We start from the raw sequence: 17111 nt of genomic DNA on the forward strand, positions 1-17111 counted from the left end.
TAAAAAGGTATTTTTAGTTGAACATTGATAATGGAGGCATATTTATGCAGGAAAATAAGATTATTAGTTTAGAAGACCGTGTACCTGTTTTACGTAATAAAAAACGTAAAAAAACAAATTTGCGGTTACTGGTTACAATTCTTGTGTTTTTTTCTTTGCTTTTATGTGTATTATATTTCCAAACATCAATTGGTTCAAAAATTCACTTAGTAATTAATGGAAACCAACTGTACTCTGATAAAGAAATTCAAAAATTAGCCGGTGTAAACGTTAATAAAAGCTTTTTGACAATAAGGTCAAAAAGGGTAGTAGATCAGCTTGAAAGTCAAAATACAATTCAATCTGCAATCGTACGTAAAAGATTTCCTAATAAAGTAGAAATCGATGTAAAAGAATTTCAGCCTGTTGGACAAGGTTTATTCAGTGGGAAAAAGTATCTATTGTTAGAAAGCGGAGTCCTTATTAAAGAGAAAAAATCACTAGGAAATACTACAGCACCTGATATAATTGGTTGGAAACAAGGAGACGAGTTGCAGGAAATGGCTGCAGAATTGAAAAAAATGCCACAAAGTATATTTCATTCAATTTCTGAAATAGATTATACTCCAAGTAAGGATGATCCTTTGTTAATAACGGTTTATACGAATGAAGGGTATGAAGTAAGGACAACAATTCGAAAATTCTCGAATAAAATGTCAAATTACCCATTAATTTTAAAGTCAATACCTAAAGATCAAAAAGGGGTTATCCATTTAGAAGTTGGTGCGTATTTTTCTCCTTATAGTACGGATACTAAATAGCCGATATACATTAGTAAACAGTACTTTCAAGTCTTTTTTAACTTTACATGTTAGTGTAGACTAGTAGTTAAATAGAAATATTGAAAAAAATTAAAAAGATTATGAAAAATCAAACTTAAAAAAAGAGGAAAAACCCCGTAAATGTTGAATAGTTGTCATATATGATATTTAAGAATGAATTGATGCTCGATTATAATAGATAGAGAAAAAGGAGGTGCCATCATGAACAGCAATGAGATCTATGTGAGTCTTGACGTTGGAACTTCAACAATTAAAGTAATCATAGGAGAACTAGTTAACGACACACTTAACATTATCGGTGTTGGTAATGTTAAATCTTCGGGCTTAAAACGTGGGTCAATAGTTGATATAGATGAAACAGTCAAATCAATCAAAAAAGCAATTGATCAAGCAGAAAGAATGGTTGGCATTCATATTGACAAAGTAATTGTAGGGGTTAGTGCGAATCAAGTGCAATTGATTAGTACGAACGGCGTAGTAGCAGTTTCTAAAGAAAATAAAGAAATTGACAATGAAGATGTTTTAAGGGTAATGGATCAGGCTCAAGTAATTTCTATACCACCGGAAAGAGAAATTATCGATGTTGTTCCACATGAATACATTGTTGATGGCCTTTCTGAGGTAAAAGACCCAAGAGGAATGATTGGTGTACGATTGGAAATGGAAGGTACATTAATCACTGGTTCAAGAACTCTAGTACATAATATACTTCGTTGTGTTGAAAGAGCGGGGTTAGAAGTAACGGATATCTGTCTACAACCTATGGCTGCAAGTACGATAGGACTAAAGCAGGATGAAAAAAACTTAGGTGTAGCACTTGTTGACATGGGTGGAGGCTCAACTACAATTTCTCTTTTTAGAGAGGGTGTACTTATGGCCACTTCAGTCCTACCAGTTGGAGGGGACCATATTACAAAAGACATATCAATTGGACTGAAAACTTCAACAGAAGATGCAGAAAAAATTAAAGTGAAATTTGGACATGCTTTTTATGATACTGCATTACCTGAAGAAGTATTAAGTGTTCCAATAATGGGTAGTGAACAACATCAACAATACAGTCAGCAAGAAATTTCCGATATTATTGAAGCTAGATTAGAAGAAATCTTCATTATGGTTCAAAATGAGCTTGTAAGAATGAGGGGCAGCAATTTGCCAGGTGGATTTGTTCTAACTGGTGGTACAGTAACAATGACTGGTGTAATCGATTTAGCTCAAAGGGTATTTAAAAATAATGTAAGGGTTGCAACACCAGATTATATTGGTGTAAGAGAACCTCAATACATTACTGGTGTAGGTCTAATCAAGTATGCTTTTTATAAATCAAAAATGCGTGGAAAAAAACTTAGCTCTAATATTGCATTCGAGTCAAATGAACGAAAACCTGTGGCTGTTTCAAATTCAAATACAAAACCAAAACCAAAACAGCAGGATGAAGAGCGCGTCATGAGTAAAGTTAAAAGCATTTTTAAATATTTATGGGATTAAATTTGTGATGAATTTGAATAGTAGGGGGATCAATCATGTTAGATTTTGATACAAATGTAGATGCATTAGCGAAGATAAAAGTAATTGGTGTAGGTGGCGGAGGAAATAATGCCGTTAACCGAATGATTGAACATGGAGTACAGGGTGTAGATTTTATTGCTGTGAATACTGATGCACAAGCTCTTAATCTATCAAAAGCAGAAGTTAAAATGCAAATCGGTGGCAAACTAACTCGTGGTTTAGGGGCAGGAGCTAATCCAGAGGTAGGTAAAAAAGCAGCAGAAGAAAGTAGAGAACAATTACAAGAAGCTCTTAAAGGAGCAGACATGGTATTCGTAACTGCTGGAATGGGCGGCGGTACAGGAACAGGTGCAGCTCCAGTAATTGCACAAGTAGCAAAAGAATTAGGTGCATTAACTGTAGGTGTAGTTACTCGTCCATTTACATTTGAAGGTAGGAAGCGTTCAACTCAAGCAGCAACAGGAATCGCTGCAATGAAGGAAAGCGTTGATACTTTAATTGTTATTCCTAATGACCGATTATTAGAAATCGTTGATCGTAATACTCCAATGCTAGAAGCATTCCGCGAAGCAGATAATGTACTTCGTCAAGGGGTTCAAGGTATTTCTGACTTAATCGCTGTTCCGGGATTAATTAATCTTGACTTTGCAGATGTTAAGACAATTATGTCTAATAAAGGTTCTGCATTAATGGGTATTGGTGTTGCTGGTGGAGAAAACCGTGCAGCTGAAGCAGCTAAAAAAGCTATTTCTAGTCCATTATTAGAAACTTCAATTAATGGTGCGCAAGGTGTACTTATGAATATCACTGGTGGAACTAACTTAAGCTTATATGAAGTTCAAGAAGCTGCAGATATCGTATCGACTGCATGTGATGCAGAAGTAAATATGATTTTCGGTTCTGTTATCAATGAAAACTTAAAGGATGAAATTATTGTAACGGTTATTGCGACTGGATTTGAAGGTGTTATTACAGCACCACCTACTCCAAAACCAATGGCAAGACAAACAATTTCAACACCTACTCAAACACCACAACCAACTATTAAACGCGAACCAATTCGCGAAGAAGTTCCGGTTGTAGAAACGACTAAAAATGTAACTAGTCTTGATGACTTAGATATTCCGGCGTTCTTACGTAATCGTAAAAGACGCTAATAAATGTAAAAAAACCAAGATAAGAGAATCTCTTATCTTGGTTTTTTTCATTCTTTCGAATAGTGATTTTGTAAATTAGCTAGATCACTGAAAACACTCTTGAACTTTTCGTTACACCCTTTAGGGAATAATACACCTAACCCATGTGAGTGAGTAAATTCAAAAGATGGGAGTTGTTGTTTAATGCCTTCCCAAAATTTATAAACGCCAAAGTCTTGTATTCTTACTTCAGTATCATGGATTAAAACAATTCCTTCTTTTGATACTTTTGATAGCCAAGTAGTGTAATCATGTAGCACAGCTTCAAAAGTATGAAATCCATCAATATGAAGTATGTCGATCGTATGATCTTCGAAATTCTTAATAGCTTCGTCAAAAGAATTGCGTAACATTTTAGCTTCTTTTTGATAATGTTTTTGAACAACTTCTCGTACCGTATCAAAAACTTCATTACTATACAATCCACTATGCAGATCACCTTGCCAAGTATCAACTGCAAAACATTCACATGACAGATTATGATCTTTCACACTTTGACAAAAACAAAAAAAAGAAAAGCCAAAGTGAGTACCTAATTCTACAATTTTTTTTGGTTTCACGAATTGAACTAAATCATAAGCAAATTTAGCGTGACCTTTCCAGGCAGAGTGTTGTCTTATTGTTGGTTTAGTACCGTCAAACTCAAAAATGGGTGAATGAAATATCCAGTTATCCAAATCCTCACTCCTTATTAGACGGATTTAATAGAAACAAAAGGAAGTTTTCTATTAAATATTGACCTGTCCAATCCATATTTCGAAAATGTATTGTCGAAAAACTCTTCAATAAAGATACCTTTTTTTGACAGACTTCTTACCGTGCTCATCCTATACTTACATATAAATGAATATTCTATAGAGGATGGCGAACAAAATTGGTGATATATGGCGATCTTGTTTGGTTATTAAACTTGTTAATGGACTTCTTGATTATTCAGTTGACAGGCTTAATTCTAAAAAGAAATGTATCTATTTTGCGGTCATTGTTAGGGGCATTATTAGGTTCAATCGTTGTTTTAATGACGTTTACTCCTTATGCATATGTTGTTGGCTCACCCTTTATGAAAATATTATTATCGTTTTTCATCGTATTTTTTGCATTTGGACGTCAACGGATTATCACTTTTTTACAGCTATTAAGTATCTTCTATTTTTCAACATTCGTTTTAGGTGGGGCATTACTAGGCTTACATTATTTATTTGCTACGAATGAATCAAATTTAACGAAATCATCCTTTTATGGGGACCCTGTTAGCTGGTATTTTGTTATTGGAATGCTACCAATCGTTATATTTTACGCTAGAAAATCGATCAATCAGATTTCGTTTACAAAATGGAAATTGAATGAAATGTACGAAATGGAAATTGTGTGGCGAAACACTTCGATTAAAATTAGAGGATTAATGGATAGTGGTAACTCACTTCATGAGCCTCTTTCTAGGAAACCAGTCATTATTTTAGATTGTTCCACTAGTGACTATGGATTACCAATAGAACTAGTAAAGTTAGTAAGGGACTCAGAAAATACATTACATAATACTGAAGCACTCGATGTCTTAAGTTTTTTTCAAGGAACGTATATACCTTATAAAAGTATTGGTCAAAGTAATCAATTCCTCGTCGCAATAAAACCTACTGTAGTTAAATTAAAAATTAATGGGAAATGGTATTCATCGAGTTCGGTTTTAGTTGGATTGAGTCATGTTACTTTGTCTTCAGACAATTTATATGAATGTATCCTTCATCCAAAAATGATGCAGGGAACAATTAATGAAATTGCATAGGAGGTAGAAAATGAATCGATTTTTCTTAAAACTAAAGTTAGGTTTGTATAAGCTATTAGTAAAGCTTGGTTTGAAAGCCGATGAAGTATACTACATTGGGGGAAGTGAAGCATTACCGCCTCCTTTGACAAGGGAAGAAGAAGAAAAGCTTTTACAGAAACTACCAAATGGAGATTTAGGTGCTAGATCGCTATTAATTGAGAGAAATCTACGATTAGTAGTTTATATCGCTAGAAAGTTTGAAAATACGGGGATTAATATTGAAGATCTGATTAGCATTGGTACAATCGGATTGATAAAAGCCGTTAATACCTTTAATCCGGAAAAGAAAATTAAATTGGCTACTTATGCTTCAAGATGTATTGAAAATGAAATACTAATGCATTTACGTAGAAATAATAAAAACCGTTCTGAAGTATCATTCGATGAACCATTAAATATTGATTGGGATGGTAATGAATTATTACTTTCTGATGTATTAGGAACAGAAGACGATATCATTACGAAGGACTTGGAAGCCAATGTCGATAAATCATTATTAACAAAGGCATTAGATCAACTGAACGATCGTGAAAAGCAAATAATGGAACTACGATTTGGACTAGATGGAACTGAAGAAAAAACTCAAAAAGACGTAGCGGATATGCTTGGAATATCGCAATCATATATATCCCGATTAGAAAAACGTATTATTAAAAGACTTCGAAAAGAGTTTAATAAAATGGTTTAAAATATAAGAACCGATTAGATTTGATTTTTTCAAATACTAATCGGTTTTTTCTATGTATAAAGGATATCAACATAATATTTAAAAATATTTTCATAAGACCTACCTGTTAATTTTCATTAATTTTATAAAAAAATCCTTGTTTTTTCTCTATTTGTTAGGCTTTTTTAATCCGGAATTTATTATTTTTGTATATTTTATTTTGTGCATAAATTTTCCACCGAAGGAGATACTTACCTATAGTACAGCAGCTCCAAGTAGGAGGGAACATCATGACACGAAACAAAGTAGAAATATGCGGTGTAGATACATCAAAGCTTCCAGTTTTAAAGAATGATGAGATGCGTAAGTTATTTCATGCAATGCAAAGCGGTGATCGAAGCGCAAGAGAAACAATCGTAAATGGAAATTTGCGACTTGTCCTAAGTGTTATTCAGCGTTTTAATAATCGCGGAGAATTTGTGGATGACTTATTTCAAGTAGGCTGCATAGGCCTTATGAAGTCTATTGATAATTTTGATTTAAGCCAAAATGTAAAATTTTCGACGTATGCTGTACCTATGATTATTGGTGAAATAAGAAGATATTTAAGAGATAATAACCCAATAAGAGTGTCTAGATCATTAAGAGACATTGCTTATAAAGCATTACAAGTTAGAGAGCGATTATTAGCAGAGAATTCAAAAGAACCAACTCCTGTTCAAATCGCAGAAGTATTAGGCGTAACACATGAAGAAATCGTCTTTGCATTAGATGCAATTCAAGACCCAGTTTCGTTATTTGAACCGATATATAATGATGGCGGAGATCCAATTTTTGTAATGGATCAGCTAAGTGATGATAAAAATAAGGACGAGCAATGGGTTGAAGAACTAGCACTACGCGAAGGAATGAAACGATTAAACGACCGAGAAAAAATGATCATAAGCAAACGATTTTTCCAAGGAAAAACACAAATGGAAGTTGCCGAAGAAATCGGAATCTCCCAAGCACAAGTATCAAGACTAGAAAAATCAGCAATAAAACAAATGAACAAAAATATACAGGGCTAGAGAAAAGCGGAGGTGACTGGTCAGCTCCGACAAGCATAAGACGGTTTCCGCTAAAGGTTTGCCTTTTAACCTTTAGCGGAAATTGGCTTATGACCTCGAGGAGCTAGGAGCCGCAGCTAGACATCACGAAATGCGGAGGCGACTGTTCAGCCCCGACAAGCATAAGGCGAAGACCGAGGAAAGTTGCTTTTTACTTTCATTGGGCTTTGACTTATGACCTCGAGGGGCTAGGAGTCGTAGCAAGACATCATACTATTTCTTTCCCTGAATAAAGAGTAATTACTCAAAAGGAAAGTTGCTTATTAACCTTTAGCGGAAATTGGCTTATGACCTCGAGGAGCTAGGAGCCTCAGTTAGAGCTTCAATTCCTGTATAATGAATTCCAAATTATAATGAATGAAATTTATAAAAAAACAAAATCAAAAACTAAATAATCCAATAACTACAAAATAGTTAAACTGGAAGAATGAAAATACGATATTAATGTGTTAGACAATGGATGAACATCGAACAACATTGTCTAACACATTTTTATTTGAATTTTATCATGATGTTTGGCCCTTACTTCATATATTTTATAAAAAGGATGGTGAAGTTAAATGGCCAGAATTTCAGATTTTCAAGTTAAAGATGTTGTAAATGTTGCTGATGGAAAGAAATTAGGAAATATTGTTGATTTAGATATTGATCAATCAAACGGAAAAATCACTTCGATTATTTTAACAAAGCCCGGGAAAGGTTTGAATTTTTTTAGTAAAGAAGAGGAAATGACAATTTATTGGAATGATATTGTGAAAATAGGCGAAGATGTTATTTTGGTAAAATATCGTTCATCTGTGGATTTGGATGAAAATCAAGCAAGTCCAGTAAAATTCACATAATGAAAACTCGCTGACTGACGAGCTTTTTAGGCGAAGTCAAAGGCGTCGTTGTACTTATACTCTATTAATAGAATGCAACCATGTCGAGAAGGATTCCTTGAAACTAATTTATACTTTCGAAAGTGAAAAAAATAATTGTGTTTTGTCAAAAATAATCAAAAATGTGAAATCTATGGTAAAATATAGGAAACCATCAACTGGTTTACATATATTTACTAAATTAGTTTTCTGTGAGGTCTTATAAATATGAAAGAGAGTTTCATTCAATCGACTGAAAGTACTTTTATGATTCAACCTTGGGAAGACTCATACAAACATTTAGTTGCTGGATTTACAACAAAAAATGATGGAGTTAGCCAAGGTTGTTTCACTTCTTTTAATCTTGGATTACATGTAAATGACTCGAAGGATATTGTAGTAGAAAATAGAGAACTCCTTGCGAGTAAACTAGAGTTTTCAAAAACGAAATGGGTTTGTTCAGAACAAGTTCATGGGAATAATGTCGTGAAAGTAACGAAAAAAGATTGTGGCAAAGGTGTTATTGATTATGGAAGTAGCATCGAGACAACAGATGGTTTTTATACGAATGAGGAAGATATATTATTAACTTCTTGTTATGCAGATTGTGTTCCATTGTATTTCCTTGAACCAACAAGTAAATTTATTGGTTTAGCTCATGCAGGTTGGAAAGGTACTGTTCAAAACATTGGCGGACGTCTAATCGAAAAATGGATTACAGAAGAAAACTTACAACTAAAAAATATCCAAGTTGCAATCGGGCCATCCATTGGTGATTGTTGTTATGAAGTGGATGATTTTGTGATGAATAAATTAAATGATGCTTTTGAACACAAAATACCTAATAATATTTTAACCACTTTACATAACGGGAAATTCAAATTGAATTTAAAAGAAGCAAACAAACAATTACTCATTAAATCGGGTATTAGTGAAGAAAATATAATAATGACAAATTATTGTACAAGTTGTAACCCGGACGTATTTTTTTCTCACCGTAGAGATGGCGGAAAAACAGGAAGAATGATGAGTTATATTGGTTGGAGGAATTAGCATCATGACAGTCAAACAAAATTATGAACGTATTAGTGAACAAATTAATGCAGCCAAAGTAAGAGCAAATCGAAATGATGAAGTCACTTTAATAGCTGTTACTAAACAAGTTTCAACAGAAGTGGCAAAAGAAGTTTTAGCTGAAGGTATACAACAATTTGGCGAAAACCGTTTTGAAGGTCTAAAGGAAAAACAAGATCACATCCAAAATGATGTTGTTTGGCATTTTATTGGTTCACTTCAAACTAGAAAAGTAAAAGACGTCATTCATAGAATAGATTACTTACACTCTTTAGATCGACTATCTTTAGCAGAAGAGATACAAAAAAGAGCAACTGAACCATTAAAGTGCTTCCTACAAGTCAATGTATCTGGAGAAGATTCAAAGCATGGCATAAGCCCAAATGATGTAGTCGAATTTGCTAGACAGCTTTCAGAATTTGATAAAGTACAAGTTGTTGGATTAATGACGATGGCACCATTTACAGAGGATGCAAAGATGATCCGAAATAGTTTCAAAGGATTAAAGGAATTACAAGAAAAAGTAAAAGATCTACATATTGCAAATATTCCATGTTCTGAATTATCAATGGGGATGTCTAATGATTTTGAGATAGCAATAGAAGAAGGTGCTACATTCATAAGAATAGGTACTGATTTAGTAGGAAAGGGAAGGTAGAGAAGATGAGTATTATTGGGAAAGTAAGAAACTTTTTTGCAATGGAAGATGAGTATGAAGATGATTATGAATACGAAGAGCAAAAACAGCAACAACAGCAACAACAACAACATCAGCAACAAAAACAATATCAACAACAACAATTTTCTAAACATGCAAATGAAGAAATTAATCATGAGCGAAATGCATCAAAGCAAAAATTAGTAAGTATACCAGGAGGAGCTTCTTTGTCGTCAAAAGTTGTATTAGCGCAGCCGCGTGAATATGCAGAAGCACAGGATGTTGCAGATCATTTAAAATCAAAAAAAGCAGTTGTGATCAATTTACAACAAATGCAAATCGATCAAGCTAAACGCTTTGTTGATTTCTTAAGTGGTACAGTTTATGCAATAAGTGGAGATATAAAAAAAATTGGTACAAATACGTTTATTTGTACACCTGATAATATTGATATTTCTGGAACGATTACAGATATGTTATTTGAGGAAGAAAATTCCGTTAAAAGGTGGTAATTAAATGGGTTTACTTTTATATATTTTATACCAATTAATCAAGTATTATAGATACGTCATCGTAATTCATATCATTTTATCTTGGTTCCCTCAAATAAGACAATCAGGCTTCGGTCGCTTAATTGGTAGGTTATCAGAACCATATTTAGAGCCGTTCCGTCGAATTGTTCCATCAATCGGTATGTTTGATTTTTCACCTATTATTGCATTATTTGCTTTAGAATTTGCTGGATATGGAATAATAAGTATTTCTCATTACTTTTAAAAAGAGAATCTAACAGGTTCTCTTTTTTAATTAATATTGAAAGTTTGATGAAAAAGAGGATTACATCAATGAGTATTTATGATCATTTTCGAAAAGAAGAACATGTTTTCGTAGACAAGGTTATCAGTTGGAAGGAACAAGCAATTGAACGTTATTCTATTAAGTTGACAGATTTTCTTGATTTAAGAGAACAAATGATTATGCAATCAATTATCGGTAATCAAGCGGAGTGTTTTGTCGCTTTTTTTGGTGGTCGTGAAGATTGTGAACGAAAGCGTGCAATTATTTATCCAAGTTTTTATACACCAGTTGAAGAAGACTATTCTTTGGTTGCATTTGACTTAGTTTATGCAACTAAATTTCACACTTTATCACATCGGCAAGTTTTAGGAACTTTAATGTCTTTAGGAATCACTAGAGGAAAATTTGGTGATATTCTACTTAAAAATGATATAATCCAAGTAATTGTTGCTGATGAAGTAGCAAGTTTTGTAGAAAATAACTTAAATTCTGTTGGGAAATCGCCAATTAAATTAAGTAGAATTTCATTTAAAGAATTGATTGAATCAGATGATGTTTGGCAAACTAATAATGGGACTGTGTCATCACTAAGATTAGATGTCTTATTGAGTGAATTCTATAATATATCGAGACAAAAAGCTCAAAGTTTAATAAAGGCCGAACACGTTAAAGTAAATCAGCGAGTTATTGATTCTACTTCGTTTTTATGTGAAGAAGGAGATTTATTCTCTATCAAAGGTTTTGGTAGAGGAATGTTAATGTCAATTGATGGCTTATCAAAAAAAGAAAAATGGCGGATAAACTACGGTGTTAAAAAATAGTCAGAAATTGTAGAAGGAAAAACGTAGAAACTGTCGAAAATTTATTATAACCTATTAATAAAGAACATACATACATGGAGGTGGCTTAATTGCCTTTAACACCACTTGATATTCATAATAAAGAATTTGGTAAAAGTTTTCGTGGCTATGACGAAGATGAGGTTAACGAGTTTTTAGATCAAGTCATTAAAGATTATGAATTAGTTATTCGTGAGAAGAAACAATTAGATGAACAAATTCTTGATATGAAAGAAAGATTAAAGCATTTTTCTACTATAGAAGAAACTTTAAATAAGTCAATTTTGATTGCGCAAGAAGCTGCTGAAGATGTAAAAGGTAGTGCTCAAAAAGAAGCTAAATTGATCATTAAAGAAGCGGAGAAAAATGCTGATCGTATTATCAATGAAGCTTTAATTAAATCTAGAAAAGTTACAATGGAATTTGAAGAGCTTAAGAAGCAATCCAAAGTTTTCCGAACACGTTTAAGAATGGCAATTGAAACTCAATTAGAAATGTTAGGTCATGAAGATTGGGATCATATTTTAGATGATAAAGAAACAGAAGAAATCGCAAACTAGTCGTATAAGCCTTGACGATTTGTAAAGTTTTAAATATAATTTATTAGATATTAATAGTAAATCGGTGACAGGGAAGAGTACTTCTATAAAACTAGGTAGCGAGTCAAGGATAGTGAAAGCTTGATATAGAAAATAGAAGGAAAATCACCCTAGAGTGCTTTTCTGAAAATGAGTAAGAAAAGCCGTTTCATTCACGTTACGAATGCTAAGTGGACAATGATTTCATGAAATTTATTGTCAATTAGGGTGGTACCACGGGAAACCTTTCTCGTCCCTTTTTTGGGATGAGGAAGGTTTTTTGCGTCTTATACGATTTATTATACATAATAGACAACTCCACTAATAAAAGGCTTGTAAGATGGATACAATGCGTTAATGTGGAAATTAAAAAATGTAAAGTAAGCTGGCATAGAGTAGTTGGACTTGCCTGAAACGGCTAGCTTTAGATCAATCTATTAAAAAGTTTAAAAATGGAGGAAAGCAAATGGAGTACAAAGATACGTTACTTATGCCAAAAACTGAATTTCCTATGAGAGGGAATTTACCTCAACGTGAGCCACAAATTCAAGAAGAGTGGAACAAAAAAGATATTTATGCAACTGTTCAAAAACATAACGAAGGAAAACCGTCATTTATTTTACACGATGGACCACCTTATGCAAATGGTGACCTTCATATGGGACATGCACTTAATAAAGTATTAAAGGATTTCATTGTTCGTTTTTATAATATGAATGGATACCGTTCTCCTTACGTTCCAGGTTGGGATACTCACGGTTTACCGATTGAACAAGCATTAGCAAATAAAAAAGTAAATCGTAAAGAAATGTCAGTGGCAGAATTCCGTAAACTATGTGAAGAATATGCTTACGAGCAAGTAGAGCGTCAAAAAGAACAATTTAAACGTTTAGGAATTTTAGGTGATTGGGACCGACCATATATCACACTTGAAAAAGAATATGAGGCTGAACAAATTAAAGTATTCGGTAAAATGGCTACTAAGGGATTAATCTATAAAGGTCTAAAACCAGTATATTGGTCTCCATCAAGTGAATCTGCACTTGCAGAAGCGGAAATTGAATACCAAGATAAGCGTTCTGCATCAATCTATGTTGCATTTGCAGTTGAAAATGGGAAAAATGTTCTAAACGGTGGAGAAAAATTCATTATTTGGACGACAACTCCATGGACAATCCCAGCTAACTTAGCTGTATGTTTACATCCTGATTTAAGCTATGATGTAGTATCTGTAAATGGTGACAAGTTCGTAGTTGCTAGTGAGTTAAGAGATGCAGTAGCAAAAGAATTAGGTTGGGAAGATGCAGTAGTTGAAAAGACTTATAATGGAGCAGAACTTGAAGGAATCATTTGTAAGCATCCTTTATATGATCGCCAGTCAGTCGTTATTTTAGGTGATCATGTTACAACTGACGCTGGAACAGGTTGTGTTCATACTGCACCAGGTCATGGTGAAGATGACTTCCGTGTAGGTCAACAATATGGATTAGAAGTACTTTGTCCAGTAGATGAAAAAGGTGTACTAACGAAAGAAGCTCCTGGATTTGAAGGATTATTCTATGATGAAGCTAATAAAGTAATTACAAAAGCATTAGAAGAAAAAGGTGCTTTATTAAAATTACAATTTATCACACACTCTTATCCACATGACTGGAGAACGAAAAAGCCAATTATCTTCCGAGCAACTGCACAATGGTTTGCTTCAATTGAAGCAATTCGTGAGCAATTAATGCAAGCTGTTCAAGATACTAAGTGGTTCCCAGCTTGGGGAGAAACTCGTCTATTCAACATGGTTCGTGATCGTGGAGATTGGTGTATTTCACGTCAACGTGTATGGGGAGTTCCGATCCCAGTATTCTATGCTGAAGACGGCGAAGCAATTATTACTGAAGAAACAATTGAACATGTTTCGAACTTATTCAAAGAGCATGGTTCAAATATTTGGTTTGAAAAAGAAGCGAAAGAATTATTACCAGAAGGATTTACACATCCTGGTTCACCAAATGGTAACTTCACTAAAGAGAAAGATATCATGGATGTTTGGTTTGATAGTGGTTCTTCACATCAAGCGGTATTAAACACTCGTGAGGAATTATCTTTCCCTGCTGACATTTACTTAGAAGGTTCTGACCAATACCGTGGTTGGTTTAACTCTTCATTAAGTACAAGTGTTGCTGTTACAGGTCAAGCTCCTTATAAAGCTGTAGTAAGCCATGGTTTCGTTTTAGATGGTGAAGGTCGTAAAATGAGTAAATCAATTGGTAACATCGTCCTACCATCAAAAATTATGAATCAATATGGTTCAGATATTTTACGTCTATGGGTAGCTTCAGTAGATTATCAATCAGATGTTCGTATTTCTGACGCTTTAATGAAACAAGTTGCTGAAGTATACCGTAAAATCCGTAATACGTTCCGTTTCTTACTAGGTAACTTAGATGGATTTAATGCAGAACAAGATGCATTAAAATATGAAGAGCTACGCGAATTAGATCAATACATGTTAGTTAAGTTAAACAATGTAGTTAAAACTGTTCGTGAATCATACGAGAAATATGAATTTGCAAATGTTTACCACACAATTCAAAACTTCTGTACAACAGAATTAAGTTCTTTCTATTTTGATTTATCAAAAGATGTTTTATATATTGAGCCAAAAACGAATAAAGATCGTTTAGCAATTCAAACAGTATTACATGAATCATTACAAGCACTAACTCGTTTAGTTGCTCCAATTTTACCTCATACAGCTGAAGAAGTTTGGTCACATATGGCAGGAGCTACAGTTGATAGTATTTTCTTAACTGAAATGCCAGATGTTAAAGATTTCGGCGATACACAAAGCTTAGAAGCTAAGTGGGAAAAATTTATGGATTTACGTGATGACGTATTAAAAGCACTTGAAGTTGCACGTAATGAAAAAGTAATCGGTAAATCTCTAACTGCATCAGTGAAAATCTATCCAAATGCAGAAGTAGCAGAGTTATTAAACTCTATTAATGAAGACTTCAAACAATTATTAATTGTTTCTCAAGTTGAAATTGCAAATAGCAATGAACAAGCTCCTGACACAGCTCAAAAATTTGATACATTAAGTATCGAAGTAACTCCTGCGACAGGTGAAACTTGTGAAAGATGCTGGGTAGTTACTGAAGAAGTAGGAAAAGATGAAGAACACCCTACACTTTGCTTACGTTGTGCAAGTGTTGTAAAAGGTATGTAATTAAAAAGTGTATAAGCACATTAAAGAAGAGTCGAAAGTTTAAACTTTCGGCTCTTTTTGAACGTTTTTGTTATTATCTTTTTCATAAATTGTAAAAAAGTATGTATTGGTGTATGGTATGTGTACAGTACTATAAATAAGATATAAGAGGTTAATACATAATGAATTATGAAAATAATCCAAATTGGGAAAAATTAACTGAATTAATGAAGAAGAGAATAGATTTAAGAGAAAAGGGATATAGTTACCAAGAAATAGCTGACTTAGAGCAGAAAAGTCGTTCAAGTATACAACAAAGTATCAAGCGCTCATATTATCTTTTAGGAATAAAGGAACCAGATATTAAAGGGATCCTCAAAAAAGAAATTGATAAGTCCGTTAGTATTGAAGGAATTAGAAATGAAATGCTCGAAGAAATGAGAAAACAAGGAATTAGAGAATTTGTAAAAGAGTTTATTAAAAGAGATGATGTAAAAGAAATTCTTAAAGAAGAATATAGAAAAGAATTTGAAGGTGAAAAAGGATGATCATTAGTATAATCTTCCTTTTTTTATTTTTGAATTGTATGTATGTATGTGTTGATGTATGATAATTTATGTAAGCGATAACAACTTACAAAAAAACGACTGGGGGAAAACAATTTGAAAAAAACATTCAAAAAAGTAACTCAAACAGTTTTAGGGGTTGCAATCGCAATGCCAATGTTTATAGGATTAGGCGCAACATATGCTGGAGCGACTTCAGGTGCAATAACTGCTACTAAATTGTCAGTTAAAGAAAAGCCGTGGAGTAGTTCTATAACAGTTGGATACCTTGCTAAAAACCAAAAAATTAACTACTCAGGTTACAATAGTACTTTTGTTAAGATCAGCTATAAAGGTAAGACAAGATATATTCTGAAAAAATACGTAAAATATGTTCCGCCAACAAAAACAACAAATCCAGCAACACCATCTAATCCAACAACAACACCATCAAATCCGACTACACCAGCTAGCTCTAATTCCTCGACTCAACAACAAATTTTAGACTTAGTAAATATCGAGCGTGGGAAAGGCGGATTAAAGCCATTAACACTATCTAGCTATTTAAACGGAACGGCTCAAACGTGGTCACAAACAATGAGTAATGCGAACAATATGTATCATTCAACATTAAGTTTTAATGGTGGATATAAAGGTGAAAACATTGCACATGGTCAAACAAACGCAAAAGAAGTAATGACTGATTGGATGAATTCAACAGGTCATAGAGCTAACATCATGAGCCCTAATTTTAAACAACTTGGCGTAGGTAAAGTAGGAACTTACTGGACGCAACAATTTACAGACTAATCATGCTACTTAATGTTTAAATTGAATTTTTGCAATACAGAAGGAAAACCCGCAACAGGTAAATGAACCTATGCGGGTTTTCTTTTTTTATTGAGATCAAACAATTTTAAGAAGCATTCCTTTAGAGCAATAATTACTTTACATCACAATTATGAATGGAAAAATCTTTTGCCATTTCCTTAAAAGGAAAAAGTTTCACCTATTATCGACTTGATATTGAGGGAAAAGTATTTTTACATAAATAAATTGGGAGTGAAGAAGATGAGGAGCAATGAAATTTTCTATATTAAACAAGAGCTCGAACTAATTAAAAATGAATTGCTACATCGTTTATTTTCTGAACCAATAAGTTCTTCTGATATTGAGCAGCATCAATCAATTTTCGAGGAGACAAATAAACATCAAATTCTCGTTGAAGACATGCAAAATGATTTATATGATATTGAGATTGCCCTGCAAAAAATTGATCATGGATTATTTGGTTATTGTGAAGTAACCGGGCAAGCTATTCCAATTGAAAAGTTAAAAGTGCTTCCAACAGGTCGAACATTAGAGGATTTTAGTTTTGTAAGAAATCATTACTAATACTATTCATTGTATAAACGTTTCCCCTATGCTAA

18 protein-coding genes and 1 other annotated feature are annotated in these 17111 nt (G+C 33.4%); of the genes, 17 read left to right on the forward strand and 1 reads right to left on the reverse strand.

What is annotated here, in order from left to right:
• The first annotated feature begins 44 nt into the window (after window positions 1-44).
• The 3 genes from AB1282_RS13790 to ftsZ all read left to right on the forward strand — a co-directional run bounded on the left by AB1282_RS13790 (window position 45) and on the right by ftsZ (window position 3487).
• Window positions 45-800, forward strand: a complete 756-nt coding sequence (locus AB1282_RS13790; protein WP_429899344.1) for a cell division protein FtsQ/DivIB — start codon at window positions 45-47, stop codon at window positions 798-800.
• Window positions 801-1022: 222 nt separating this feature from the next.
• Window positions 1023-2309 carry a cell division protein FtsA gene (gene ftsA / locus AB1282_RS13795; RefSeq protein ID WP_056471085.1) on the forward strand — a complete coding sequence of 429 codons (1287 nt, stop codon included), beginning with the start codon at window positions 1023-1025 and terminating at the stop codon, window positions 2307-2309.
• A gap of 35 nt (window positions 2310-2344) precedes the next feature.
• Window positions 2345-3487 (forward strand): cell division protein FtsZ, encoded by a 1143-nt coding sequence (gene ftsZ, locus AB1282_RS13800; RefSeq protein ID WP_056471082.1) that lies wholly within the window; start codon window positions 2345-2347, stop codon window positions 3485-3487.
• A 47-nt stretch (window positions 3488-3534) separates the two neighbouring features.
• Here the strand turns inward: ftsZ and AB1282_RS13805 are convergent, their stop codons facing one another.
• Entirely contained in the window at window positions 3535-4203 is a 669-nt protein-coding gene (locus tag AB1282_RS13805) for a class I SAM-dependent methyltransferase (protein ID WP_429899345.1), read from the reverse strand.
• 200 nt (window positions 4204-4403) lie between these two features.
• On the opposite strand from AB1282_RS13805, the gene spoIIGA reads away from it, so the two are divergent.
• The 14 genes from spoIIGA to AB1282_RS13875 all read left to right on the forward strand — a co-directional run bounded on the left by spoIIGA (window position 4404) and on the right by AB1282_RS13875 (window position 17076).
• Complete coding sequence (gene spoIIGA, locus AB1282_RS13810) at window positions 4404-5309, forward strand: sigma-E processing peptidase SpoIIGA (protein WP_387361764.1); 906 nt, start codon at window positions 4404-4406, stop codon at window positions 5307-5309.
• Between the two features lie 10 nt (window positions 5310-5319).
• Entirely contained in the window at window positions 5320-6039 is a 720-nt protein-coding gene (gene sigE, locus AB1282_RS13815; RefSeq protein WP_056471072.1) for an RNA polymerase sporulation sigma factor SigE, read from the forward strand.
• A gap of 269 nt (window positions 6040-6308) precedes the next feature.
• Window positions 6309-7088, forward strand: a complete 780-nt coding sequence (gene sigG / locus AB1282_RS13820; protein WP_056471070.1) for an RNA polymerase sporulation sigma factor SigG — start codon at window positions 6309-6311, stop codon at window positions 7086-7088.
• Between the two features lie 599 nt (window positions 7089-7687).
• Window positions 7688-7969 carry a YlmC/YmxH family sporulation protein gene (locus AB1282_RS13825; RefSeq protein WP_056471068.1) on the forward strand — a complete coding sequence of 94 codons (282 nt, stop codon included), beginning with the start codon at window positions 7688-7690 and terminating at the stop codon, window positions 7967-7969.
• A gap of 246 nt (window positions 7970-8215) precedes the next feature.
• Window positions 8216-9040 carry a peptidoglycan editing factor PgeF gene (pgeF, locus tag AB1282_RS13830; protein ID WP_056471063.1) on the forward strand — a complete coding sequence of 275 codons (825 nt, stop codon included), beginning with the start codon at window positions 8216-8218 and terminating at the stop codon, window positions 9038-9040.
• A gap of 4 nt (window positions 9041-9044) precedes the next feature.
• Window positions 9045-9719: a YggS family pyridoxal phosphate-dependent enzyme gene (locus AB1282_RS13835; protein ID WP_056471060.1), complete on the forward strand. Its 675-nt coding sequence runs from the start codon at window positions 9045-9047 to the stop codon at window positions 9717-9719.
• A gap of 5 nt (window positions 9720-9724) precedes the next feature.
• The gene (locus tag AB1282_RS13840; RefSeq protein WP_056471057.1) at window positions 9725-10231 is read left to right on the forward strand and encodes a cell division protein SepF; all 507 of its coding nucleotides are present in this window, start codon (window positions 9725-9727) and stop codon (window positions 10229-10231) included.
• Window positions 10232-10235: 4 nt separating this feature from the next.
• The gene (locus AB1282_RS13845; RefSeq protein ID WP_056471054.1) at window positions 10236-10496 is read left to right on the forward strand and encodes a YggT family protein; all 261 of its coding nucleotides are present in this window, start codon (window positions 10236-10238) and stop codon (window positions 10494-10496) included.
• Between the two features lie 68 nt (window positions 10497-10564).
• Window positions 10565-11338, forward strand: a complete 774-nt coding sequence (locus tag AB1282_RS13850) for an RNA-binding protein (protein WP_429899346.1) — start codon at window positions 10565-10567, stop codon at window positions 11336-11338.
• A gap of 89 nt (window positions 11339-11427) precedes the next feature.
• Window positions 11428-11916: a DivIVA domain-containing protein gene (locus tag AB1282_RS13855; RefSeq protein ID WP_056471050.1), complete on the forward strand. Its 489-nt coding sequence runs from the start codon at window positions 11428-11430 to the stop codon at window positions 11914-11916.
• Between the two features lie 55 nt (window positions 11917-11971).
• Window positions 11972-12195: a binding site (T-box leader), on the forward strand.
• A 205-nt stretch (window positions 12196-12400) separates the two neighbouring features.
• Window positions 12401-15157, forward strand: a complete 2757-nt coding sequence (gene ileS / locus AB1282_RS13860) for an isoleucine--tRNA ligase (protein WP_429899347.1) — start codon at window positions 12401-12403, stop codon at window positions 15155-15157.
• A 161-nt stretch (window positions 15158-15318) separates the two neighbouring features.
• Window positions 15319-15684, forward strand: a complete 366-nt coding sequence (locus AB1282_RS13865; protein WP_056471044.1) for a hypothetical protein — start codon at window positions 15319-15321, stop codon at window positions 15682-15684.
• Between the two features lie 114 nt (window positions 15685-15798).
• On the forward strand, window positions 15799-16491 hold the full coding sequence (locus tag AB1282_RS13870) for a CAP domain-containing protein (protein WP_429899348.1): 693 nt from the start codon (window positions 15799-15801) through the stop codon (window positions 16489-16491).
• A 261-nt stretch (window positions 16492-16752) separates the two neighbouring features.
• Window positions 16753-17076, forward strand: a complete 324-nt coding sequence (locus AB1282_RS13875; protein WP_429899349.1) for a TraR/DksA family transcriptional regulator — start codon at window positions 16753-16755, stop codon at window positions 17074-17076.
• Window positions 17077-17111 lie beyond the last annotated feature (35 nt).

The sequence above is a fragment of the Gottfriedia sp. S16(2024) genome (genome assembly GCF_050473765.1).
Classification (GTDB): Bacteria; Bacillota; Bacilli; order Bacillales; family Bacillaceae_G; genus Gottfriedia.

Coding starts and splice junctions, on each gene's coding strand:
- AB1282_RS13790 (WP_429899344.1), top strand. CDS start 45: ATGCAGGAAAATAAGATTATTAGTTTAGAAGACCGTGTACCTGTTTTA.
- ftsA (WP_056471085.1), top strand. CDS start 1,023: ATGAACAGCAATGAGATCTATGTGAGTCTTGACGTTGGAACTTCAACA.
- ftsZ (WP_056471082.1), top strand. CDS start 2,345: ATGTTAGATTTTGATACAAATGTAGATGCATTAGCGAAGATAAAAGTA.
- sigE (WP_056471072.1), top strand. CDS start 5,320: ATGAATCGATTTTTCTTAAAACTAAAGTTAGGTTTGTATAAGCTATTA.
- sigG (WP_056471070.1), top strand. CDS start 6,309: ATGACACGAAACAAAGTAGAAATATGCGGTGTAGATACATCAAAGCTT.
- AB1282_RS13825 (WP_056471068.1), top strand. CDS start 7,688: ATGGCCAGAATTTCAGATTTTCAAGTTAAAGATGTTGTAAATGTTGCT.
- pgeF (WP_056471063.1), top strand. CDS start 8,216: ATGAAAGAGAGTTTCATTCAATCGACTGAAAGTACTTTTATGATTCAA.
- AB1282_RS13835 (WP_056471060.1), top strand. CDS start 9,045: ATGACAGTCAAACAAAATTATGAACGTATTAGTGAACAAATTAATGCA.
- AB1282_RS13840 (WP_056471057.1), top strand. CDS start 9,725: ATGAGTATTATTGGGAAAGTAAGAAACTTTTTTGCAATGGAAGATGAG.
- AB1282_RS13845 (WP_056471054.1), top strand. CDS start 10,236: ATGGGTTTACTTTTATATATTTTATACCAATTAATCAAGTATTATAGA.
- AB1282_RS13850 (WP_429899346.1), top strand. CDS start 10,565: ATGAGTATTTATGATCATTTTCGAAAAGAAGAACATGTTTTCGTAGAC.
- ileS (WP_429899347.1), top strand. CDS start 12,401: ATGGAGTACAAAGATACGTTACTTATGCCAAAAACTGAATTTCCTATG.
- AB1282_RS13865 (WP_056471044.1), top strand. CDS start 15,319: ATGAATTATGAAAATAATCCAAATTGGGAAAAATTAACTGAATTAATG.
- AB1282_RS13875 (WP_429899349.1), top strand. CDS start 16,753: ATGAGGAGCAATGAAATTTTCTATATTAAACAAGAGCTCGAACTAATT.